The organism is Streptomyces sp. NPDC087310, assembly GCF_044744405.1.
Taxonomy (GTDB): Bacteria; Actinomycetota; Actinomycetes; order Streptomycetales; family Streptomycetaceae; genus Streptomyces.
Genome location: NZ_JBIUYF010000001.1, coordinates 297,290 through 319,035, shown reverse-complemented (window position 1 = coordinate 319,035; position 21,746 = coordinate 297,290). Strand labels below are relative to the sequence as shown.

General features: G+C 71.7%; 14 protein-coding genes and 1 tRNA gene. All 15 read right to left on the bottom strand.

The window, feature by feature from the left end; all coding sequences use genetic code 11:
• Positions 1–35 precede the first annotated feature (35 nt).
• A complete protein-coding gene (locus ACIO3P_RS01410) occupies positions 36–878 on the bottom strand; it encodes a carbohydrate ABC transporter permease (RefSeq protein ID WP_329822704.1) in 843 nt (280 codons plus the stop codon).
• Positions 879–906: 28 nt separating this feature from the next.
• The gene (locus ACIO3P_RS01405) at positions 907–1,854 is read right to left on the bottom strand and encodes a sugar ABC transporter permease (RefSeq protein WP_329822705.1); all 948 of its coding nucleotides are present in this window, start codon (positions 1,852–1,854) and stop codon (positions 907–909) included.
• A gap of 82 nt (positions 1,855–1,936) precedes the next feature.
• Positions 1,937–3,226 (bottom strand): ABC transporter substrate-binding protein, encoded by a 1,290-nt coding sequence (locus ACIO3P_RS01400; RefSeq protein WP_329822706.1) that lies wholly within the window; start codon positions 3,224–3,226, stop codon positions 1,937–1,939.
• 181 nt (positions 3,227–3,407) lie between these two features.
• Entirely contained in the window at positions 3,408–3,812 is a 405-nt protein-coding gene (locus tag ACIO3P_RS01395) for a nuclear transport factor 2 family protein (RefSeq protein ID WP_401849795.1), read from the bottom strand.
• A gap of 206 nt (positions 3,813–4,018) precedes the next feature.
• Positions 4,019–6,322 (bottom strand): hypothetical protein, encoded by a 2,304-nt coding sequence (locus tag ACIO3P_RS01390; protein WP_401849793.1) that lies wholly within the window; start codon positions 6,320–6,322, stop codon positions 4,019–4,021.
• A 3-nt stretch (positions 6,323–6,325) separates the two neighbouring features.
• Positions 6,326–6,397, bottom strand: a tRNA-Gln gene (locus ACIO3P_RS01385).
• A 194-nt stretch (positions 6,398–6,591) separates the two neighbouring features.
• Positions 6,592–7,281 carry a restriction endonuclease gene (locus ACIO3P_RS01380; RefSeq protein ID WP_401849792.1) on the bottom strand — a complete coding sequence of 230 codons (690 nt, stop codon included), beginning with the start codon at positions 7,279–7,281 and terminating at the stop codon, positions 6,592–6,594.
• Positions 7,282–7,507: 226 nt separating this feature from the next.
• Positions 7,508–8,740 carry a cytochrome P450 gene (locus ACIO3P_RS01375; protein WP_401849790.1) on the bottom strand — a complete coding sequence of 411 codons (1,233 nt, stop codon included), beginning with the start codon at positions 8,738–8,740 and terminating at the stop codon, positions 7,508–7,510.
• A 738-nt stretch (positions 8,741–9,478) separates the two neighbouring features.
• Positions 9,479–11,002, bottom strand: a complete 1,524-nt coding sequence (locus tag ACIO3P_RS01370) for an aldehyde dehydrogenase family protein (RefSeq protein ID WP_329822710.1) — start codon at positions 11,000–11,002, stop codon at positions 9,479–9,481.
• 100 nt (positions 11,003–11,102) lie between these two features.
• Positions 11,103–12,680, bottom strand: a complete 1,578-nt coding sequence (locus tag ACIO3P_RS01365; protein ID WP_401787370.1) for a GMC family oxidoreductase — start codon at positions 12,678–12,680, stop codon at positions 11,103–11,105.
• A gap of 53 nt (positions 12,681–12,733) precedes the next feature.
• Complete coding sequence (locus ACIO3P_RS01360) at positions 12,734–14,293, bottom strand: APC family permease (RefSeq protein WP_401849789.1); 1,560 nt, start codon at positions 14,291–14,293, stop codon at positions 12,734–12,736.
• Positions 14,290–15,759 carry an aldehyde dehydrogenase family protein gene (locus ACIO3P_RS01355; RefSeq protein WP_401849787.1) on the bottom strand — a complete coding sequence of 490 codons (1,470 nt, stop codon included), beginning with the start codon at positions 15,757–15,759 and terminating at the stop codon, positions 14,290–14,292. The genes ACIO3P_RS01360 and ACIO3P_RS01355 overlap by 4 nt, the downstream gene beginning before the upstream one ends.
• Positions 15,760–15,904: 145 nt before the next feature.
• Positions 15,905–17,158 carry a GAF domain-containing protein gene (locus ACIO3P_RS01350; RefSeq protein ID WP_401849785.1) on the bottom strand — a complete coding sequence of 418 codons (1,254 nt, stop codon included), beginning with the start codon at positions 17,156–17,158 and terminating at the stop codon, positions 15,905–15,907.
• A gap of 99 nt (positions 17,159–17,257) precedes the next feature.
• Positions 17,258–18,643 carry an SWF or SNF family helicase gene (locus ACIO3P_RS01345; RefSeq protein WP_401849784.1) on the bottom strand — a complete coding sequence of 462 codons (1,386 nt, stop codon included), beginning with the start codon at positions 18,641–18,643 and terminating at the stop codon, positions 17,258–17,260.
• Complete coding sequence (locus tag ACIO3P_RS01340) at positions 18,640–21,615, bottom strand: SNF2-related protein (RefSeq protein ID WP_401849783.1); 2,976 nt, start codon at positions 21,613–21,615, stop codon at positions 18,640–18,642. The genes ACIO3P_RS01345 and ACIO3P_RS01340 overlap by 4 nt, the downstream gene beginning before the upstream one ends.
• Between the last annotated feature and the right edge of the window lie 131 nt (positions 21,616–21,746).

The following is a 21,746-nucleotide window of genomic DNA, read 5'->3' as shown; positions in this document are numbered from 1 at the left end:
GTCCCGTTGCCGGGGCGCCCTGTGGGGATGCTGGGTCACATCTTCACCGCCCCGCTGACGAGAGCCTGTTGCATCCGCTTCTGGAGCACGGTGTAGACGATCCATACCGGCACCAGGGTCAATACCGTACCGGCGGTCAGGATGCCGTAGTCGGTGCCGGTCACGGACCTGAGGGTGGGCAGTGCCACCTGCACCGTGCGCTGCGCGGGATCGGGGCCGATGATCACGAGCGAGTAGAGGTACTCGTTCCAGAAGGTCAGGAAGTTCAGCAGCAGCACGGTCGCGATGCCCGGCATGCACATCGGTGTGTAGACGTGCCGCAGCACCGCGAAGGTGGACGCGCCGTCGATCCGCGCGGCCTCCTCCATCTCGCGCGGGATGGTCCGCATGAACTGGACGAGGATGACGACGGAGAGCGGCATCGCCGTGGCCGGGAGGAACAGCACCATGAAGGAGCGTGTGTGGAACAGCCCGGTGGCCGCGGAGAGCAGGAACGTCGGGAAGAGCGCGGCGAACGTGGGCACCAGGAACCCGAGCGAGAACACCCGCTCCACCAGTGCCCCCAGCGGTCCTTCCGCGCGGGCGATCGCGAAGGCCGCGGGGATGGCGAGCAGCAGGGTCAGAACGAGCGCGAACACGGTGACGAGGGCCGAGTTGAGCACGGCCAGGCCCAGGTCGGCGGAGGAGAACGCCTCGTCGAAGTTGCCGAAGGAGAGGGAGGTGGGCAGCGCGAAGGGGCTGCTGAACACCTCGTCGTTCGTCTTGAACGCCGAGACCAGCAGGTAGTAGAGGGGGACCACCAGCAGCACCGCGTACAGCCACGCGAGGATATGCGCCGGCAGCCAGGACTTTCCGAGTTTCGTGGCACTGGGCTTCATGGCACGGGCTCCAGATCTGCGGATCGGTTCAGTAGTTCTGGCGGAAGACACGGCGGATGACGAGCAGACCGGCCAGCCCGACCAGGAAGAGGATCACACCGACGGTCTGGCTGTAGCCGAGGTCCGCCGCGATGAACGCCTTCTGGTACACGAGGAAGGACAACGTCGTCGACGAGCTTCCCGGGCCGCCCTGCGTGAGCAGCAGTACGTTCTGGGCGGAGCCGAACAGCGTCCACAGGAACTGGAGCATCGTCACGACGCCCACGAAGTCCCGGATGACGGGGTAGTGGACGCGCCACATCGTGCGCCAGTGTCCGGCGCCGTCGAGCTGCGCGGCCTCGCCTATCTCGTCCGGCACACTGCCCAGGCGCGCGGCGAACAGGACCGCGGTGAAACCGATGCCGCTCCACACGTCCACCACGATCAGGCAGAGCAGCGCGGTGGAGGGCGAGGCCAGCCAGGCGTCGGCCAGCGAGCCCAGGCCGGCTTTCTCCAGTGCCCCGTTGAACAGCCCGTCCGGGGAGAGGACCGCGTAGAACACCATGGCCTTGGCCGGGGTCGAGATCAGACCGGGGATGAAGAGGAGGTAGCGCAGCACACGGTGGCCCGGCGGCTGCTGCGCCACGTAGTAGCCCAGCATGTACGCGGCCACGATCATCACCGGCAGCGCGACGGCGAGCTGGACGGCCGTGTTGGCCACGGCGTCCCGGAAGACCGGGTCGGCGAGGACCGTACGGACGTTGCCCAGCCCGGCGAAGGAGACCGGCTGGAGCATGCCGGGCCAGTGCAGGGCCGCGATGACGAAGATGGCGACCAGCGGGCCGACCATGAAGACCAGGTACCAGAAGAGCGCCGGAACGGCCAGGATGACGCCGCCCTGGTTGCGGCGGTCGCGGCCGGCGGGGGAGGGGGACGGACGGGCGGGGACGCGGTGGGCCGTGGTGCCGCCGGGGGTGGCGGACGAGAGCATCGTCATGGCCTGACTTTCGGAGGCTCGGGCGAGGGATCCGGGGGTCGCGCTGCCGGGGGAGCGGCGTCCCACCCGCCGGCGCGACCGCTCAGGCCCCGCGGTACGCGGATTCGAGGGCGGAGCGTACGGAGGCGGCGCTCGTACCCCGGGTGAAGGCGGTACTGGTCGCGGTGATCAGTGGCTGGGTGGCCGCCGGGGGCACGTACAGATCCGGCAGCAGCACCTGGCCGACCCGGTCGCCGAGCCGCTGCGCCGCGGCCACGAGCGGGAAGTCCGTGCTGACCGTGTCCGTCACCAGCGCCATGTCCCGGCCGCTCTCGGTGATGAAGCGGGAGACCACGTCGGGCCGGTACATGAAGCGCAGGAACTTCTCGACGGCGGGCAGCTTCTTCGTACCGTTGGGACTGATCCAGAAGCCGACGAGAGTGAAGGCGCGCATGATCGTCGGCTTGTCGTGCGCGGCGCCGGGCGCGAGCGGCCAGCCGCCGACCTCGGTGTGCGCGGCCACCTCCGCCGGCACCTTCGCGAGGGCCGAGGACATCGCGGACGCCATCGCGGCGGCCTGGGTGTTGAACTGCGTGGTCATCGTGTCGGAGGTGAGCCCCTGTGCCTTGTCGGCGAAGACCCCGGCGTCCCGCAGGGAGACGAAGTACTCGATTCCCTCGCGGGCGCCCCTGCCGCCGAAGTCGCCGGTCGCGTAGACCTGTTGGGCCTCCTCCTGGGGGAGGAAGGTCTGGATGATCTGGGCGAGCAGCTTCTGCCCCGTCCAGTCGTTGCCGCCGACGGTGACGGGGGCGATGCCCTTGGCGCGCAACGTGCGTGCCGCGCCGATGAGTTCGTCCCCGGTGGTCGGCACCGCGCCGACCCCGGCCCGGTCGAGGAGGGCCGTGTTGAAGGCGATGGGCCAGTTGGTGGCGAAGTACGGGAAGCCGCGCAGCCGTCCCTTCCCGTCGGTCCACGCCGCCAGCGCGGCGGGGAGCACCCGCTTCCGCAGCCCCCAGGCGTCGAGGTACTCCTCGACATCGACGGTGGCCCCGACATCGGTCCAGGCCAGCGTCTTGTCGTACAGGTTGACCATGACGACGTCGGGTTCCTTGCGGGCCAGCCGGGAGGTCTCGTACACCTGGGCAAGGTCGTCGCCGTTGACGAGGTTCTTGATCCGGAGTCCCGGATTCTCCTTCCGGAACTGTTTCACCATGGCGGTGTACGTGACCGAACCGGGTGCGGTGGTGCCCAACTGGGTATGGACGAGCAGAGTGTCGGGATCGGAGTCGGCCGAGGCGATGGAGGAGCAGCCGGACAGGGCGGGGAGAGCGGTGGCGGCGGTGATACCGGAACCTGCGGCAAGGAAGCCACGCCGACTCAGAGGTGAGCGCACAGCGGGATGTCTCCAACCAGAGGACGTCAACCAGGAATGGTTAATCGATGTACCAGCGGGTTGCGAGAAAGGTAGGGGCAGTTGCGGGTACGGTCAACCCCCCCTCGTGCGGGCGGCGGGACGGGTACGTTCGCCCATCTGCACGGCTCGTCACCCGGCGGACCCGAGCAAGCCCGAGAATTCAGGCTCCGGCGATGGTCCGGCCCGGCATCGGCTCCCCGAGCGCGGCCCGCCAGGCCGGCGCGCCGAAGGGGGCGGCGAAGTACTGCGTCTCGTGCACCACGTGCTGGTCAGCGAATTCCATGATGCTCACCGAGTACGAAGGCACACCGTCGTAGGTGATGAGGCATTCACTCACCCACAGATTCGCATGGCCGGTGATCCGCTGGACGGCGAAGTGCCGGTCCGCCGGGTGCCGGCCGCGTTGCGCCGAGATCGCCGCCCGGCCCCGGAACCGCTCGCCCGACTGCGGGTAGTCCAGGACCGCGTCCGTGGCGTAGATGGCGTGCTCGGCTTCGGTGTCCCCGCGTTCCGAGGCCCGCCAGTGCTCCTCGACCGCAGCCCTGGTCCGGGAGTCAGCATCCATGGCACCGCCCTTCCGTAGCGGTGACAGCCTAGGCCCTCCGAGCCACAGCCGCCCGGGGCAGGCCGGGCCTGGGCCGCCGGGTCCTCCCTTCGGCCGGATCGGAGGGCGGCAGCCGACCACCGTGGCACCTTCACGGCCGCACCGTTTCACCCCACCCCACAGCGGCTGAAGCGCAGCGTCGCACCGCCGCGCCCCCGCCGCTGTCCTCACCGCATCCAGTGCCCGTCGGTGCTCCACCCCAGAAAGCGCCGGGCGGGGCCGCCGTCCGCCGTTCCGTCAGGGCCGAAGGCTCCGCCCTCGACGGCCAGGGCCAGGCCCGCCAGGGCGGGGACGAGCCGGGTCGCGGCATGGGCCGGGTGACGGGCCGTCTCCTCGTTCAGGCCCGCGATGACCCGCCGCTGCTCCTCCGGCGGGCACAGGGACAGGTGGAACACCATCTGGCGCCATGCGTACGCGGCGTCCTTGATGGTGCCCAACGGCCGTGGGTTGTGGTGCACACGAGCGGTCAGCCGGCACACGGTCACGAAGCAGCGGCGCGCCAGGTCGGCCCAGCCGGGCTGTGGAGCGACGCCCACCCGGTGGACCAGCGTGGCCAGGTTGTGCGTGGTGAGGATCTGCGCCTGCTCGATCACCATGCCGTTCGCCGCGACGGACCAGGACCGCGACGCCTTTCCGGCCCGCTCGGCGCACAGCCGCGCGAAACCGGGAGAGGTGCGGGCCTGGTACGAACGGGTCAAGGCCGTGCTGGTCTCGGTGATCGCCAGATTACGTATCGCCGCGTAGTCGATGCCGTAGTACCGCTCGTACAGTGTGCCGCCGCCGAGCAGTTCGCCCGCGACCCGCGCAGCCGTGAGGAACTTCGGGCTGAACGTGCCCATGAAGATGTCGGCGGCCAGCTCCTCCACGAACGGGGCACCCAGATCGCACTGGCGTTCAAGAACGCCGAGCTCGCGGATGAGCGGGTTGGGCAGGATCGTGCCCGGGAACGCCTGCACGGCCAGCTCGCCCAACTGCCGCAGTACGTCGAGCGCACCGTCGCCCTCCGCACTGCCGAGCACTGCGGAACGCTGCCCCGACACCGCTCGTACCCAGGGCAGCTCCTCCACCCGTACCTGCCGTTCCAGGTTGAGCAGGAGCAACGAACGGCGGTTGCGGAACGCCCGGTAGTTCGCGGCCATCAGCGCTCGCAGCGTGTCGTCGCCGTACGCGTGCGCCGTGGCGGCGGCGACCAACTGCGGGACCAGCTCGGCCAGGACCTCGGCGGACGGGACGACGCCCCGCTCCACGAGCGTGCCGAGCGGTGCGCTCAGCGCGGACTCGACCACCTGGCGGATCGTGGCAGGTACAACTGCTCCCGCGGGCAGGCCGGTCTCCCGGCTCTCCTCCTCGGTCACCGGGCCCAGGAAAGAGGCGACGTCGGTGATACCCGTCTCGCGCGGAAGGACAGCGAGTCGACGCAGCACCAGCCGGGCCAGGCCATGGTGGGAGGGAAGCGCCGCCTGCTCGGTCTGGCGATGTCGCAGGGCCATGTGCGCGGCGGAGCCGGGCTGACCGCGCCTGCGCACCATGGACCGCACCGCGTGCCGCAGCAGACCGAGCCGGCGTGTATCCAGCGGCCGTCCGGCAACGGTCTCCTCCAGCGCGCCGCGCAGAATGCCCAGGTTCTCCTTGGGGTCGCGGTGCTTGGTGCAGCGGGTGTGTTCCGCGGCGAGCAGCCGGTAGCGGCCGAGCAGAACCTCGCCCCGCGCCAGCCAGTCGGCATCCGGGACACGTTCGAGGACCTGTCCGTCCCGCGCCGTCCGCAGCCAGTGGACGAGCAGTTCGTCGCTGAACGGCTGCCACACGGCGAGCGCCTCGCGCTGGGCCTCGACGGCGGTGTTGGGCCGCCGCCGTGTCAGGGTGTCGACGGCCTCGGAGACGGTGTGCCGATGGACGGCGGCGGTGGCGTCCGCCGGGGGCCCGTCCGCCGGCCGGGGCAGGAACCGCAGCCGGTCGGCGAACGGCTCCAGCTCCGCCACGAGGTCGAGCGCCGCGTCGGTCTCCCCCTGCCGGACCAGCCAGGCCATGGTGAGCAGCGCGGCCTCCTCGGCCACGCCGATCTCGTAGCGGCCACTGTCCAACCGGGCCCACAGCCAGGCGAGTCCGGGCTCGGTGAGGCAGTGGGCGAAGAGCGCGCGCCGCTCAGCGGGCACCCCGAAGCTTTGCGCGGCCTCGGTCTCGTCGGTATGGAGCGGGCCGCCCGCACTCGCGGTCCCGGTGGCGTAGCCACCCCGTACCACCTCAGGGGTCACCCAGGGCGGAAGCTCGTCCACGGGCGTACGCGAACCGACCGACAGCCGGCCTGCGGCCATTGCCTCCAGGACTTCCCGCCAGCGCTGCCCGCGCACCTCGGCCCGGCGCCGGGTGTCGGCGTCCTCGTGGGTCAGCGCGGTCACAAATGCCTTGGCCAGTTGGCCCTGCGGATAGGACAGGGTCACGGTGAGAGGCTGCTGTTCAGCGTTGTCGTTCATAAGCCGACGTGGCAGGTTCCGCCCCTGCGCCCTCCGGGTCCAGAGCCCGGTGCTCTACTGCTGAGCTACACGTCGATGAAGCCTGAGAGTAGATGTCCGGCTGATCACCCGGCAACCGGGTTTCCTCCGGGAGCGATCCGGAACCGCGCAGCGAGTCGCGGACCGCGTGCCAGGCCGGATGCGCGGTGCCCTCGGTCATCCCGATCACCCCCGTATTCCGGGACGCCGAGGCAGTGGACAAGATCCTCGGACGGGAGCGGACGACCCCATCAGGCAGAGGGACGCCGTCCGGCGCCGCCGCCACTGCCGTTCAGCGGGATCAAGGTTTCCAGATGGGCGCCTTTGACCCAGGAGCCCAGCAGGTCGCGGTGCAGGGCCACGATGTCCTGGCGTAGCGCCAGGCCCAGTGCGGCCCTGGTGAACGTGCGGCAGGTGGTGACGAACAACGCGATGTCCGCTCCGTGTTCGAGGCGGGCGGTGCCGACGAACTTCTGCATGTCCTCCGAGGAGATGCTGCGGTGCGGCGCATACTTTTTGCATTGGACGACAAGCTTGCGGCCGTCCGCCAGGTAACCGACGACGTCCGCGCCCAGGTCGCCGCTCCCGCCGCTGACGACGACGTTCGTGCAGCCGTCCCGGCGGCACAGATCGGCGACATACGTCTCGAACTCCTGCCACGACAACGCGTCGACCTCGGCCATCGACAACTCCCGCGCCCGTGCCTCTTCCTGTGCCCGCCACGCGCGGTCCTTGCCGACCGCGAGACGGTGCGCACGTAACAGCGCCCATCCGGCCCCGCCCACCACGGCCGCGGCGAGCACGGCCACCAGGACGGGCCACACCACCGCCCAGTGCCCGGCCACCCACACCGCGGCGGCCACCGCCGCCACCGCGCCCCAGCCCCGCAGTTGCCTGCGCGTCCGCTTCTTCAAGCGTCGACGCCGTCGACGTACCGCCATCATTCCCCCGTTCCCCGGGCCCGTGCTCCGCGGTGGGAACCGACAGACCCCGGCCGTCCTGGTACGACTGCGCAGGACAGACCTCTCAGCCCCCTTGTGTACCGCGCAACCACGCGCCCGTACCCCCTGGTTACCGGTGATTGACGCAAAGTGATTGCGTGGCCGGATCCTGATCAGGAGCCGGCGCGGTGGCGGGTCATGGTGGCTTTCCGGCTCGGTTCGGAGGTCAGCGGGTGGTCGGCCGCAGCCGTACGGGTAGGGCCTGGTGCCCGTTGCTGATCAGGGAGGGCAGGGGCTTCAGCTCGTCGGCGGGCACGGCGAGTTCGATCTCGGGGAACCGTTCGAAGAGCATGCGCAGGGCGGCGGCGATTTCGAGGCGCGCGAGCGGGGCGCCCAGGCAGAAGTGCACGCCGTGTCCGAAGGCGAGATGCTCCTTGGACGGCCGGGTGGCGTCGAAGCGGTCCGCGGTCGGTCCGTGCCAGTCGGGGTGGCGGTTGGCGGCGGCGTAGGAGGCGAGGATCGCTTCGCCCTGGACGATGGTCCGTCCGTCGGGCAGGGGGATGTCGGTGAGGGCGTAGCGCAGGGGCAGGTGCTTGATGGCCGGTTCGTGCCGCAGGGTCTCCTCGACGACGTCGCTCCAGTCGGCGCGGCCGGTGTGGAGGTGGGCGAGCTGCTCGGGGTCGGTCAGCAGTGCGGTGGCGCCGTGGTCGATCGCGTTGACGGTGGTCTCGTAGCCGGCGCTGATCATCAGCAGCAGCGTGTCGCGCAGTTCGGGGTGGGTGAGGCCGCTGCCGTCGCCCTCGTCGTCGCGGGCGGCGATGAGCAGGGAGGTCATGTCGTCGCCGGGCTCGGTGCGCTTGGCGGTGATCAGGTCGTCGAGGGCCTCGTACAGGGCGGCGGTGTTGGCGGTGGCCTGCTCGGTGGTGAGGGTGGTGTCGAAGACTCCGTCGACCACGGCGCGGAAACTCTCGCGCTGATGGTCGGGGACGCCCATGAGCTGTCCGATCACGGCGATCGGCAGCGGGTAGGCGAGGAGTTCGCGCAGGTCGACGCTGTCAGTGGCGGGCCGGGCTTCGAGGGCGTCGAGGAGTGTGGTGACGGCCGCTTCGACCGTGGGATTGATGGCCTGGATACGACGGGCGCTGAAGGCCGGGGCGACCATGCGGCGCAGGCGCCGGTGGTCTCCGCCGTAGGCGGTGAACATGTTGTTCACCGCGATCCACAGGGCGAGGGGCCAGGTGGGAAGGGTCTCGGCGAAGGCCGGCCAGTGGGCGCGACCGTCCTTGGAGACCTGCGGGCTGGTGAGGAGTTGCTTGAGGAGCACGGGGTCGGTGACGGACCACGCGGTGACACCGAGGATGTCGACGCGGGTGGCCGGCCCTCGGGAGCGCAGGCCCTGGTGCTCGGCGTGGTGGTCGGCGCCGGTGGGATCCAGGACGAGTGGCGGCTGCTCGGGCACAGGGGGCTCCTTCAGCGGGTGGTGGGGAAGAGGACGGGGCGCCGTGGGTTTCCCGCGTGCGCTCGTAGACGGCGTGCGGGTCGGCGGCGAACTCCGGGAGATACAAGGGGATTCTGTCCGCCCCGGTGGGGGGCTGGGTGCTGATGGAGGTCATCGCAGGGCGAGGGTCAGTAACAGCGCAGTCATGAAGCCGGTCTCCGTAAGTCGTGAGGTGGGCGACGAGCACCTCGCATTCCGATTCCGCTGAGTGCATTGATGCGTCCGCGGCTGAGATTTCCGGCGTGGCAGACGCTGCGCTGATGGGATCGGGGCCGGACGTCTTGTATCCGGTCATTATGATCCGGTTCCCGTGGGTCTTGTAGTAGGCGCTGGCGGGGGCGAATTCGCGCTGCCCAGTCTGAGTCCTGCGGGTGCGATGTGACTGATGGTGCGCACGATACGAGCGGTGACAGCCGTGGCAATGAGTTGGGCGGAACCTCAATTCCCGAGATCCTCAACCAGTCAGCCCGGATCCACCGGCATCAAGCCGGTGGATCCGGGCTGAGGAGTCGACGGGCGGTGCCGAGGGCACGTGAGCGGGACCTTGCCCCGGAAATGCCCCGTAACGGCTTGTCAGAGATGGGATATCGGTGAGGGATGGCGGGAGCGGAGTCGTATATTTCGGCTCGCTGCTCAACCGTGGGCCACGAAGGGCGCCTGACGGGCAACTGCCCAGTTCAGGCGCCCTTTTCCGCGCCCCTAGAAGAGGCCCAGTTTCTTCGGCGAGTACGAGACCAAGAGGTTTTTCGTCTGCTGGTAGTGGTCCAGCATCATCCGGTGGTTCTCCCGGCCGATGCCGGACTGCTTGTAGCCGCCGAACGCGGCGTGTGCCGGGTAGGCGTGGTAGCAGTTCGTCCAGACGCGGCCCGCCTGGATCGAGCGGCCCGCGCGGTACGCCGTGTTCATGTCCCGGGTCCAGACGCCCGCGCCGAGGCCGTACAGCGTGTCGTTGGCGGTTTTGATCGCGTCGTCGAAGTCGCTGAACGACGTCACCGCGAGGACGGGGCCGAAGATCTCCTCCTGGAAGATCCGCATGCGGTTGTGGCCCTCGAAGATCGTGGGCTGGACGTAGTAGCCGCCGGCCAGTTCGCCGTCGTGGTCGATGCGTTCACCGCCCGTCAGGACCTTCGCGCCCTCCTGCCGGCCGATGTCCAGGTACGAGAGGATCTTCTCCAGTTGGTCGTTGGACGCCTGGGCGCCGATCATCGTGTCCGTGTCCAGGGGGTGGCCCGGAACGATCGCTTCCGTGCGGGCGATGCCCGCCGCCAGGAACTCGTTGTAGTGGCCGTCCTGGATCAGTGCGCGGGACGGACAGGTGCACACCTCGCCCTGGTTGAGGGCGAACATGGTGAAGCCTTCGAGCGCCTTGTCGCGGAAGTCGTCGTCGGCGGCCCAGATGTCGTCGAAGAAGAGGTTCGGGCTCTTGCCGCCGAGTTCCAGGGTGACCGGTTTGATGTTCTCCGAGGCGTACTGCATGATCAGCCGCCCCGTCGTGGTCTCCCCGGTGAACGCGACCTTCGCCACGCGCGGGCTGGACGCCAGCGGCTTGCCCGCCTCGGCCCCGAAGCCGTTGACGATGTTCACGACACCCGGCGGCAGCAGGTCGGCGACCAGGCTCATCCAGAGGTGGATCGAGGCCGGGGTCTGCTCGGCGGGTTTGAGCACCACGGTGTTCCCGGCGGCCAGGGCGGGCGCCAGCTTCCATGTCGCCATCAGGATGGGGAAGTTCCACGGGATGATCTGCGCCACCACGCCGAGCGGCTCGTGGAAGTGGTACGCGACGGTGTCGTCGTCGATCTCGCTGAGCGTGCCCTCCTGGCCGCGCAGCGCCCCCGCGAAGTAGCGGAAGTGGTCGATGGCGAGCGGGATGTCGGCGGCGAGGGTCTCCCGTACCGGCTTGCCGTTCTCCCAGCTCTCCGCGACCGCCAGCTCCTCCAGGTGCGCCTCCATCCGGTCGGCGATCCGGTTGAGCACGCCCGCCCGGTCCGCCGCGGAGGTCCTGGCCCAGCCGGGGGCCGCGCCGTGCGCCGCGTCAAGGGCGCGCTCGACGTCGTCGGCGGTGCCCCGGGCGATCTCGGTGAACGGGCGGCCGTTGACCGGGCTGGGGTTCTCGAAGTACTGGCCCCGGGCCGGCGGGACGTACGCGCCGCCGATCCAGTGGTCGTAGCGGGACTCGTACGAGACGATGGCGCCCTCGCTGCCGGGCGCTGCGTAACGGGTCATCTCTGGGGCCTCCCGGATGTCCGGCGCCGCCCGCCGTTGGACGACGCCACTTGCGCACGCTAGGGACTCGTACGTTGCAAGCAGGTTGCCGCAGCCGCGGTCAGACAGAGGCAGTTTGATCGCTCTTGATCAGGTCTGCGCACTTCTCGCCGATCATCATCGTGGTGATGCACGGATTGACGGCCGGCAGGAACGGCATCACGGACGCGTCCGCCACCCGCAGCCCGCTCACCCCCTTGACCCGCAGCGACGGATCCAGCGGCGAGTCCGGGTCGCCGGGCGGGCCCATCCGTACCGTGCCCGCCGGGTGGTAGACGGTGTTGTGGGTGTCGCGGATGTACGCGAACAACTCCTCGTCGGTACGGGCGCCCGGACCCGGGGCCAGTTCGGCGCCGGTCCAGTCGGCCATCGGCGGTTGGGCGGTGATCTCCCGGGCGAGCCGGAGTCCGTGCGTCATCACCCGGATGTCGTGCTCGTGCGTGAAGTAGCGCGGGTCGACCTCGGGCTTGTCCCGGAAGTCGCGGGTACGGAGACGGACCGTGCCCCGGGAGCGCGCCCGCGTCACGTTCGGTGTGAGGCAGAAGGCGTTGTCCGAGGTCGGGTAGCCGCGTCGGAAGGTGTTCATGTCGAACGGCACGGAGCCGTAGTGGAACATCAGGTCCGGCCGGTCGAGGCCCGGTTCGGTGTCGGCGAAGATGCCGATCTCCCACCACTGGGTGGACGAGGTGACCATGGGCTGCTTCGCCTCCCACATGATCACGCCCTCCGGATGGTCCTGGAGGTGCGAGCCGACGCCGGGGGAGTCCACCCGTACGTCCACGCCGGTGTCCCGCAGATGCCCGGCCGGGCCGATGCCCGACAGCATCAGCAGCTTCGGCGAGTCGATCGCCCCGCAGGACACGATCACCTCGCGCCGTGCCGTCACCGCGCCGCTGTGGACGGTGTCGGGCTCCAGGTACTCGACGCCCGTGCAGCGCCGGGCCTCGTCGAACGTCAGCCGTCTGGCCGTGAGTCCGGTCCTGATCTCCAGATTCGGCCGTCCGCCGATCAGGGGGTGCAGATACGAGACCGAGGCGGAGGACCGCGTACCGTCCTCCCGCGCGTTGATCTGGAACCAGTGCGCGCCGCGCACCACCGTGGCACCGGTGTTGAACGGGGTGACGGGGATGCCCGCCGCCGCGCACGCCTCCAGCAGCGCCCGGCCGCACGGGTCGTCGGGCGGCACGGTACGGATGGTGACCGGGCCCGAGCGGCCGTGGTGGTCCCCGGGCGCGTCGTTGGTCTCCAGCCGCTGGTACAACGGGAAGCACTCCGCCGCGCTCCATCCCGTACAGCCCAGCGCCCCCCACTCGTCGAGGTCCTCGGCGGGCGCCCAGAAGGCGATGCACGAGTTGTGCGAGGAGCAGCCGCCGAGCACCTTGGCGCGGGCGTGGCGCAGGAAGCTGTTGCCGTTCTCCTGCGGTTCGACCGGATAGTCCCAGTCGTAGCCGGACTCCAGCAGCGCCATCCACCGGTCGAGCCGCAGGACGTTGTCGTCCCCGACGTCGGAGGGACCCGCCTCCACGACACAGACGGTGACGTCCGGGTCCTCGGTCAGCCGGGCGGCGACGACGGCTCCCGCCGTACCGCCGCCGACCACCACATAGTCGAACGTGTGCGCAGGGTTCTCCGGGGACATCGCTGCTCCAGGCTCGGAACGGGGGATTTTTGTGGTCGGTGGGACCGGTGTGCTCAGGTCGACCGGTGTGCTTCGAGTACGCCGGTGTGCTTGCGCAGGATGAACCAGTAGTAGGCGAAGCCGCCGATCGCGACGATGCCGACGAAGAGGAACGCGCCCCATTGCAGGTACCAGTGGTGCGGACCGGTCGCGTTGTACACCTCCGGCCGCGGCCAGGCCAGGTTGAGCGACATGGCCGCGCCCCACAGCACGGCGAGCACATTGACCGGCAGCCCGAACCTGCCGAGCGAGAAGTGGTTCTCGGACGCCTGCCATGTGCCGCGCAGCCGTCGGACCAGCATGGGGACGGTGACCAGCAGATAGGCCACGTAGATCATGATGATCGCGATGCTGGTGATCACCGAGAAGATCTGCGGCTGGTTGATGTTGATCACCAGGATGACGATGGCGACGAGCCCGATGAAGACGGCGGGCACCACCGGCGTCCCGAACCGCGGACTGACCCGGGCGATCCACGAGGACGCGGGCAGACAGTTGTCCCGGGCCATCGCGAACGCCAGCCGGATACCGGCGGCGTGCACCGCCAGCGCGCACACCGTGATGGCGACGACCACGCACCACAGCACGATCTGCCCGACGGTGGAGCCGAGCGTGGAGAGCACCACGTACTGGAGCCCGTCCACGGCCAGGCTCGGGGAGTGCAGATCCGGCACGGCCAGCAGCGCGAACAGCAGGATCAGTCCGCCGATGAGGAACGACGCGATCAGCGCCCGCAGGATCGCCCGCGGCGCGTTGCGGCTGGGGTTGAGCGACTCCTCGCCCAGCGACGACGCCGTGTCGAAGCCGTACATCACGTACGCGGAGGCGAGCGAGGCGGTCAGGAAGGCGCCGAAGTAGCCGAGCGACTCGCCCGCGCCGTAGCCGTTGGTCTGCACGATCGCGCTGGGGCCGCGGGTGATGTGGGCCGCCAGCAGCCCGATCAGTACGATGGCGGCGATCAGCTCGATCATCACCCCGGCGGAGTTGATCTGGGCCATCAGCTTGACGCCGAAGGCGTTGACGAGCGTGGTGAAGACGATCAGGACCGTGCCGAGCAGTACGGCGTTGGCCGCCGCGTCGGTCGGCCCGGTGCCGTCCCCGATCACCTGGAACACACTGGAGATCTGCGGCAGCGTGATCTGGTACGCGAGGGCCACCGCGGCGAGCGAGACCATCGTGGCCGTCACCATCATCCACCCGCCCAGCCAGCCGATGTGCGGACCGCCGAGCTTCTTCGACCAGTTGTAGATCGAACCGGCCACCGGGTAGCGCGCGGCCAGCTCGCAGAAGCAGAGCGCCACCATGAGCTGGCCGAGGAAGACCATCGGCCACGACCACCAGTAGCCGGGACCGGCGAACTTGACCCCGAAGTAGAAGAGCTGGAACGTCCCCGTCAGGATCGAGATGTAGCTGATCCCGGCCGCGAAGGTGTGGAAGTTGCCCAGCGTGCGCTTCAGCTCCGGCTTGTAGCCGAACGCCTTGAGCGAGTCGTCGTCGTCCTGGCTCTGGATCTCGTCGGCCGTACGGTTCTCGGGCGCCGGACCCGCCGGCTCCTGTCCCGGACCGGTGCTCATACGAACCACCCCAGCGGCTTCGGGGACAGATTGCGCCACACGTGCTTGGCCTCCTGGTACTCGGCCAGCCCCGCCGGGCCCAGTTCACGGCCGAAGCCGGACTGCTTCATCCCGCCCCACTCCGCCTGCGGGACGTACGGCTGGAAGTCGTTGATCCATACGGTGCCGGCGCGCAGCCGCGACGCGACCCGGTGCGCCCGGCCCACGTCCTGCGACCAGACCGCCCCGGCCAGCCCGTAGATGGTGTCGTTGGCGAGCGCGAGTGCCTCCTCCTCGTCGCGGAACCGCTCGACGGTGAGGACCGGGCCGAACGACTCGTCGCGTACGACCGACATCTCCGGCGTGCACTCGTCCAGCACGGTCGGCAGGTAGTAGAAGCCGTCGCGCAGCGCCGGGTCGTCGGGGCGCGCGCCGCCGCAGCGCAGCACCGCGCCCTCGGCGAGCCCGGCCGCCACGTACGCCTCCACCTTGGCGCGGTGCGCGGCGGAGATCAGCGGTCCGGTACGGGCGTGCTCGTCGAACGGGCCGCCGAGCGGGATCGCCCGCGCCCGTTCCACCATGTCCGTCACGAACCTGTCGTGCAGCTCGTCCTGGACCAGCAGCCGCGCCCCGGCCGAGCAGACCTGGCCCGAATGGAGGAAGATCGCCGTCAGCGCGTAGTCGACGGCCGCCTCGTAGTCGGCGTCGGCGAAGACGATGTTCGGGTTCTTGCCGCCCAGCTCCAGGGCGATCTTCTTCACCGTCGGGGCCGCGGCGGCCATGATGTGCCGTCCGGTCACCAGCCCGCCGGTGAACGACACCATGTCGACCCGGGGGTCCGTGCTGAGCGGCCCGCCCGCCGTCGGCCCGGCGCCCAGGACCAGATTGGCGACGCCGTCGGGCAGTCCCGCCTCGGCCAGCAGCCGCATCAGCAGGATGGCGGTGTGCGGGGTCAGTTCGCTGGGCTTGAGGACGAAGGTGTTGCCGGCGCCGAGCGCGGGGGCCACCTTCCAGGAGGTCTGGAGCAGCGGATAGTTCCACGGTGTGATCAGCGCGCACACCCCGACCGGCTCGTGCACCACCCGGCTGTCGACGGCCGGATCGCCGGTGTCGACGATCCGGTCCGTACCGCCCGCGGCCGTCAGATGGCCGAAGTAGCGGAAACAGTTGGCGATGTCGTCCATGTCGTACTCGCTCTCCACCAGCCGCTTCCCGGTGTCGAGGGATTCGGCTCGGGCGAGCACCGCCTTGTCGCGTTCCAGCAGGTCCGCGACGCGCAGCAGCAGCCTGCCCCGTTCGGCGGCCGGGGTCCTGGGCCAGGGCCCGCTGTCGAAGGCGTCACGGGCCGCCGCGATGGCGGCGGCGGTGTCCGGCGGTCCGGCCTCGTCGACCGTGGCGACCAGGGTGCCGTCCGCTGGGCAGCGGATCTCGCGCACCTGCCCGCCGACGGCGGCGGTCCAGGTGCCGCCGATGAACAGCTCCGGCATGCGGGCTCCTCCGGTTCGGATGGGGCGCCCGGAGCGGCCCGGCGGGTCCGGCCGGCCGCGCACCAGGGCGCGCTCTCCACCGACAGTAAGGAGATATGCCCGGTTTCGCCTGCGGGGGCGGGCCGCCCGGCCGCCGGATGTCCCGTCAGGCGCGCTGCCACGCGTCGAGTTCCCGGACCCGCGCCAGCGCCGCCGGACGCTGCGGTACGGGGAGCACGGCGGCGAGCGCCCGCCACACGGGCAGGTCGTCCTCGCCCCAGGGGCTGTACGCCCAGTCCGCCAGCAGCCCCGGGTCGCCGCGGGCGATCAGCGCCGCGCGCACCTGACCGGCCAGCCGCTGCCGCAGCCGTACGACCGCGGGCGCCCGGGAGGCGGGCAGCAGCGGCCCGGCGTACGCGCTCATCGCGGCGGTCACCGCGCCCGAGGCGATCCGCCGGGCCACCGTGTCGAAGTCCGCGTCGACCCGTGCCGCCAGCCGGTACGGGCGGGAGCGCAGCAGCCCGGGGCCGAGCAGCGCGCGCAGCCGGGAGAGTTCGGCGCGCAGCGTGACCGGGGTGACCGACTCGTCCTCGTACAGCTCCAGCAGCATCTCCTCCCCGGCGACGCCTTCCGGGCGGTGCGCGAGGAGGGTCAGGATCTCGCTGTGCCGCCGGCTGAGCCGGAGCTTGTCGCCGCCCGCCACGAGCAGCGCCTCGTCGCGGCCCAGCGAGGAGAGCCGTACGGAGTCGGCGGCGGGTGGCGGCGCGACCAGCGCGAGATGCGACTCGGCGGCCCGCGCGACCGCGCCGACGAACGCCAGGCTGTGCGGATGGGCCAGCCGGTCGCCGCCGGTGATGTCGACCGCGCCCAGCAGCCGCCCGCTGTGCGGATCGTGGACGGGCGCCGCGGCGCAGGTCCACGGGTGTACGGGCCGCTGGAAGTGCTCGGCGGAGAAGACCTGCACGGGGCGGTCGACGGCGAGCGCCGTACCCGGCGCGTTCGTACCGGTCACCGCCTCCGACCAGCGCGCCCCGGGGACGAAGTTCATCCGCCCCGCGAGCCGCCGCGTCGCCGGGTGGCCCTCGACCCAGAGCAGCCGGCCGTGCGCGTCGCACACCGCCATCAGATGCTCGCCGTCCAGGGCGTACGCGTCCGTCAACTCGCGGATGAGCGGCATCACCCCGGCCAGCGGATGGCCGTCCCGGTGCGCGGCCAGTTCGTCGTCGGACAGCTCGACGGCCGCGGTGCCCTCCGGGCTGACCCGGGCCCGCGCCGACCGCCGCCAGGAGGCCGCCACCACGGACCGTACGGGCCGGTCCACCCGGCCGGCGGTCGCGAACGACTCGTACGCCCTGCCCAGCGCGCCACGGCGCTCGGCCGGGTCGGCGCCCGCTTCGAGAGCCACCCAGGTGTCGGTCACCGCGCCCTCCCCGGTCGGGTCCCTCCGGACCCGACCATCGTCGCCCGGGCGCCCCGGCGCGGCAAGCGTCCTGCGCCGGGAACGCGGCCCGCGTCCGGGTCAGCCGGCGGGCGCCTCGGACCCCGGCGGCGGGGCGTCCCCTGATCCGAGGGCGTCCGCGAACGCCGCCGCCGGGTCGTGGTCCGCCGGTCCCGCCGGGGCCCAGCGGGACCCCTCCTTGCGGTAGGGCCACCAGCGCCCGTCCGCTCCGTACCGGAGCTGGACCCCCGCGCCCGGCACGGTCCAGCGGCCCCGGCCGACGGCGCGCAGCCCCGGCCGGTCCCCGCCCTCCCAGGCCGCGTCGAGCGCCGCTCCGGCCCGGGCGAGCTCCTCGGGCTCCGGGGTCCGCTCGTCCTCCAGTACGGCGAGGGCCGCGGCGCCGCCGTACCGCCAGGCCCGTACGGCGAGATCCAGCTCCGCCCGCGGCCGGCCTGTGCCGGAGGCCAGCCGCGCCGCGAACCGCTCGCCCCCGCTCGCGGCGGCGAGCCGTACCCCGTCCTGGCGCGGTGTCAGCTCCTCCTCCCACGGAGCCTCGTGAGGGTCCGGGGCCAGCGCCTCGGCGAGCAGCCGCAGGGCGCGCGCCGCCGCGTCGGCGGCCAGGAACTCCAGCGCGTCGGCGTCGATCCCCTCGGGCGGCGCGGTCTCCGTGTCGAGCGTCGGCGGCTGCCCGGGAGCGGCCGGCGGCCCCGGGGGAGCGGGCGGCGGCGGCAGGAGGCCGCCCGCAGCGAAGGCCGCCACGGCGGACACCCCGGCGGGCCCTTGCGGCGCCGCGCCGCCGTCCGCCGCCTCCCCGTCGTCCTGCCGCGACCGCGCGGCCCGCGCGACACTCCGTACCTGGAGCTCGTCGAGCAGCCCGCGCTCGCTCCTGCCGCGCATCAGCAGCAGGACGAACGGGTCCTGGTCGAGCAGCCTGGCCACCTGGTAGCAGAGCGCCGCGGAGTGCGGACAGTGGTCCCACGCCTCACAAGCGCACTCCGGCTCCAGATCACCGATGCCGGGCAGCAGCTCGATACCGACGTCCGCCGCGTCCTCCAGCAGGTGCGGCGGCATCTCCCGGTCCAGCAGCGCCGCGATATGGCCGGCCCGGTCGACCGCCATGTCCAGGAACCGGTCCCACTCCTCCGCGCCCAGCCGCTGGAGCAGCACGTCGCTTCGTTGTGCGGTGCCGTCCCGGTCCCTGACGACCGCGGTGATCCGGCCCGGCCGTACGGAGACCGCGCCGACCGCGCCCTCGCGGGCCATCCTCCGCCCCTTCTTGAGCTGTTGGCCGTCGAGCGCGGTGTCCTCCAGCGCCTTCAGCCATGCCTGGCCCCACCAGGTCCCGGCGAAGCCCCGGCCGTGGGCCGGGGGCAGCGCGGCGAACGTCCGCTCGGCGTCGGGCTCGTGGCCCTCCGTACGGGTGAACTCGCCGCCGTTCTCCCGGCTGTTCTCCGTGCCGTTCGTCATCGGGCGCCCCCTCGCAGCTCCACCAGGTCCGCCAGCTCGGCGTCGGTCAGTTCGGTCAGCGCGGCCTCGCCGGAGCCCAGCACCGCGTCGGCCAGCCGCTGTTTGCGGGCGAGCATGTCCGCGATGCGGTCCTCGATCGTGCCCTCGGTGATCATCCGGTGGACCTGTACGGGGCGGTGCTGGCCGATGCGGTAGGCGCGGTCCGTCGCCTGCGCCTCGACGGCCGGGTTCCACCAGCGGTCGAAGTGCACCACATGCTCGGCGCGGGTCAGATTGAGCCCCGTGCCCGCCGCCTTCAGCGAGAGCAGGAACACCGGGACCTCGCCGTTCTGGAACCGGTCCACCATCGCCTCGCGCGCCGGGACCGGCGTACCGCCGTGCAGGAACTGCGTCGGCACGCCACGCGCCGCGAGATGGGACTCCAGCAGCCGCGCCATCCGTACGTACTGGGTGAAGACCAGGACGCTCGCGCCCTCCGCCAGGATCGTGTCGAGCAGTTCGTCCAGCAGCTCCAGCTTCCCCGAGCGGTCCGCGAGGCGTGGCTGTTCCTCCTTCAGATACTGCGCGGGGTGGTTGCAGATCTGTTTGAGCGAGGTCAGCAGGGCGACGATCAGACCACGCCGCTCCATGCCGTCCGCCGCCGAGATCGCCGCGAGGGTCTCCCGTACCACCGCCTCGTAGAGCCCCGTCTGCTCCGCGGTCAGGGAGACCGCCCGGTCGGTCTCGGTCTTGGGCGGCAGTTCGGGCGCGATGCCCGGATCGGACTTGCGGCGGCGCAGCAGGAACGGGCGGACCAGCGCGGCCAGCCGTTCGGCCGCCGCCGGATCGTCGCCGCTCTCCACGGAGCGCGCGTAGCGGGTACGGAAGGTGCCGAGGCGGCCGAGCAGCCCGGGAGTCGTCCAGTCGAGGATCGCCCACAGCTCGGAGAGGTTGTTCTCCACGGGGGTGCCGGAGAGCGCGACCCTGGCCCGCCCGCCGAGGACGCGGAGCTGCTTGGCCGTCGCCGAGTACGGGTTCTTGACGTGCTGCGCCTCGTCGGCGACGACCAGTCCCCAGTCCGTACCGGCGAGCCGCTCCGCGTCCAGCCGCATCGTGCCGTACGTCGTGAGGACGAACTCCCCGTCCGCCAGGCCGTCCAGGGCGCGGGCGGCGCCGTGGAAGCGGCGCACGGGCGTGCCGGGCGCGAACCGTTCGATCTCGCGCTGCCAGTTGCCCATCAGCGAGGCGGGACAGACGACCAGGGTGGGTCCTGCGGCCGACGGGTCGGTCTGCCGGTGCAGATGGAGGGCGATCAGGGTGATGGTCTTGCCGAGGCCCATGTCGTCGGCGAGACAGCCGCCGAGACCGAGCGAGGTCATCCGGTGCAGCCAGTCGAGCCCGCGCACCTGGTAGTCGCGCAGGGTCGCGGCGAGCGCCGCGGGCTGCCCGATCGCGGGCTCCGCGCCGGCGGGGTCGGCGATCCGGTCGCGGAGCGCCGCGAGCCAGCCCGCCGCCCGCACCTCGACCCGGCGGCCCGAGACCTCCGTGGAGCCGGTCAGCACGGCTTCGAGCGCGTCGACCGGGGTGAGCGTGCGGTCCTGGCTCTCCCGGGCCCGCCGGATCTCCGCCGGGTCGATGAGCACCCACTGGTCGCGCAGCCGCACGAGGGGGCGGCTCGCCTCGGCGAGCCGGTCGAGCTCGGCCCGGCCGATCCGCTGATCGCCGAGCGCGAAGTGCCAGTCGAAGGCGAGCAGCGCGTCGGCGGAGAGGAAGGAGGACAGCTCGCTGTCCGCTCTCTCCCTCGGACCCGGCCCGTCGGTGGGTTCGGCGTCGTCGCCGTACGGTCCGATCACGGCGCGTGCCGTCAGGGTGCGGGCCAGCTCCTTGGGCCAGTGCACCTGGACGCCGGTCGCGGCGAGCGCCCCGGACGCCTCGCCCAGCAGCTCGGTGACCTCCTCGTCGGCGAGGTCGACGGCGTCGGGCGCGGCTGCGGAGAGCAGCGGGGTGAGCGGCGGCCAGGCGCGGGCGGCGCGGCGCAGGGCGAGCAGGGCGTCCATCCGGGCGCGCGGGGCGAAGCCCGTACCCGCTGAGCCGGACCACACATCGGCGGCGTCGGCGACGACCGCGGGGTCGCTGACGCTGTGCATCTGGAGCACGGCGCGGAAGACCGCCCCGGCCCCCGCCGCCATGTCGCCCCCGGCGGGCGGCGGTTCGGCGGAGCCGGGGAGATCCGGGAGGTCCGGGAGGCCGTCGGGATCCGGCAGGCCGGACAGCTCGACGCGGAGCGAGAGGCGTACACCCGCGTCGTGTCCGGCGGCCACATCGGCGGCCCAGCCGCGGAGTTCGGGAAACCGGCGCGGCGGCGTCGCGGGGGTGGCGGCGAACGCGGGTCCGCCGGCGACGACCGAGGCGGCGGGGGACCGCGGCAGCGTGTCCGCGACCGCGTCCAGGAAGTCCCTCAACAGCCCTTCCTGCGCGGGCAGAAGGAGCGTGTCGGGCGCCGGCGCGGTGGGGGCGGTGGAGGCGGGCGGGGTGAGCAGCGGGACGGCGTGCGCGGTCGGCGGCATCGACGCCGAGAGTGCCCGTATGTGCTCCAGGTCCCGCGCGGCGAGCGGGCCGACCCGCCAGCCGTCGTGATCGGTGCCGGTGAGGCCGGGCAACAGCAGCCCTCGGGCGACGAGTTGCAGCGCGAACAGGGCGGCCGTGCCCCAGAAAGCGGCCGACGGCGAGGCGTCGGGCGCGGCGCGTCCGCGGGTCAGCGAGGGGAGCGCGCCGGCCACGGGCACCAGGAGCGCCCTGACCGTGAGAAGGTGGCCCTCGGTGTCGACGACGACCAGTTCCTCCAGGGAGCCCGGGGCGGACGGCGGCGCCGCGCCGTCGGGATGCCAGTAGGCGATCCGGCCGGCGCGGGCCGGATCCGCGGGAAGAAAGACGGTGGAACAGCGGGCGAGTTCGGTGGTCCGGGAGAGCGTTGCCGCGGGAAGCCTGTGCACAGCGAAGACGCATTCCTCAAATTTGACTACTGCGGGGTCGGAGCCGCCGAGGGTACCCCACCCGTCCCCTCGTACGGAGCGGTCGCAGCCGTGACGTGGCTCACCCCGCCGACCGGACAGGTGTAGCCAGC

Coding starts and splice junctions, on each gene's coding strand:
- ACIO3P_RS01410 (WP_329822704.1), bottom strand. CDS start 878: ATGAAGCCCAGTGCCACGAAACTCGGAAAGTCCTGGCTGCCGGCGCAT.
- ACIO3P_RS01405 (WP_329822705.1), bottom strand. CDS start 1,854: ATGACGATGCTCTCGTCCGCCACCCCCGGCGGCACCACGGCCCACCGC.
- ACIO3P_RS01395 (WP_401849795.1), bottom strand. CDS start 3,812: ATGGATGCTGACTCCCGGACCAGGGCTGCGGTCGAGGAGCACTGGCGG.
- ACIO3P_RS01390 (WP_401849793.1), bottom strand. CDS start 6,322: ATGAACGACAACGCTGAACAGCAGCCTCTCACCGTGACCCTGTCCTAT.
- ACIO3P_RS01380 (WP_401849792.1), bottom strand. CDS start 7,281: ATGGCGGTACGTCGACGGCGTCGACGCTTGAAGAAGCGGACGCGCAGG.
- ACIO3P_RS01370 (WP_329822710.1), bottom strand. CDS start 11,002: ATGACCCGTTACGCAGCGCCCGGCAGCGAGGGCGCCATCGTCTCGTAC.
- ACIO3P_RS01365 (WP_401787370.1), bottom strand. CDS start 12,680: ATGTCCCCGGAGAACCCTGCGCACACGTTCGACTATGTGGTGGTCGGC.
- ACIO3P_RS01360 (WP_401849789.1), bottom strand. CDS start 14,293: ATGAGCACCGGTCCGGGACAGGAGCCGGCGGGTCCGGCGCCCGAGAAC.
- ACIO3P_RS01355 (WP_401849787.1), bottom strand. CDS start 15,759: ATGCCGGAGCTGTTCATCGGCGGCACCTGGACCGCCGCCGTCGGCGGG.
- ACIO3P_RS01345 (WP_401849784.1), bottom strand. CDS start 18,643: ATGACGAACGGCACGGAGAACAGCCGGGAGAACGGCGGCGAGTTCACC.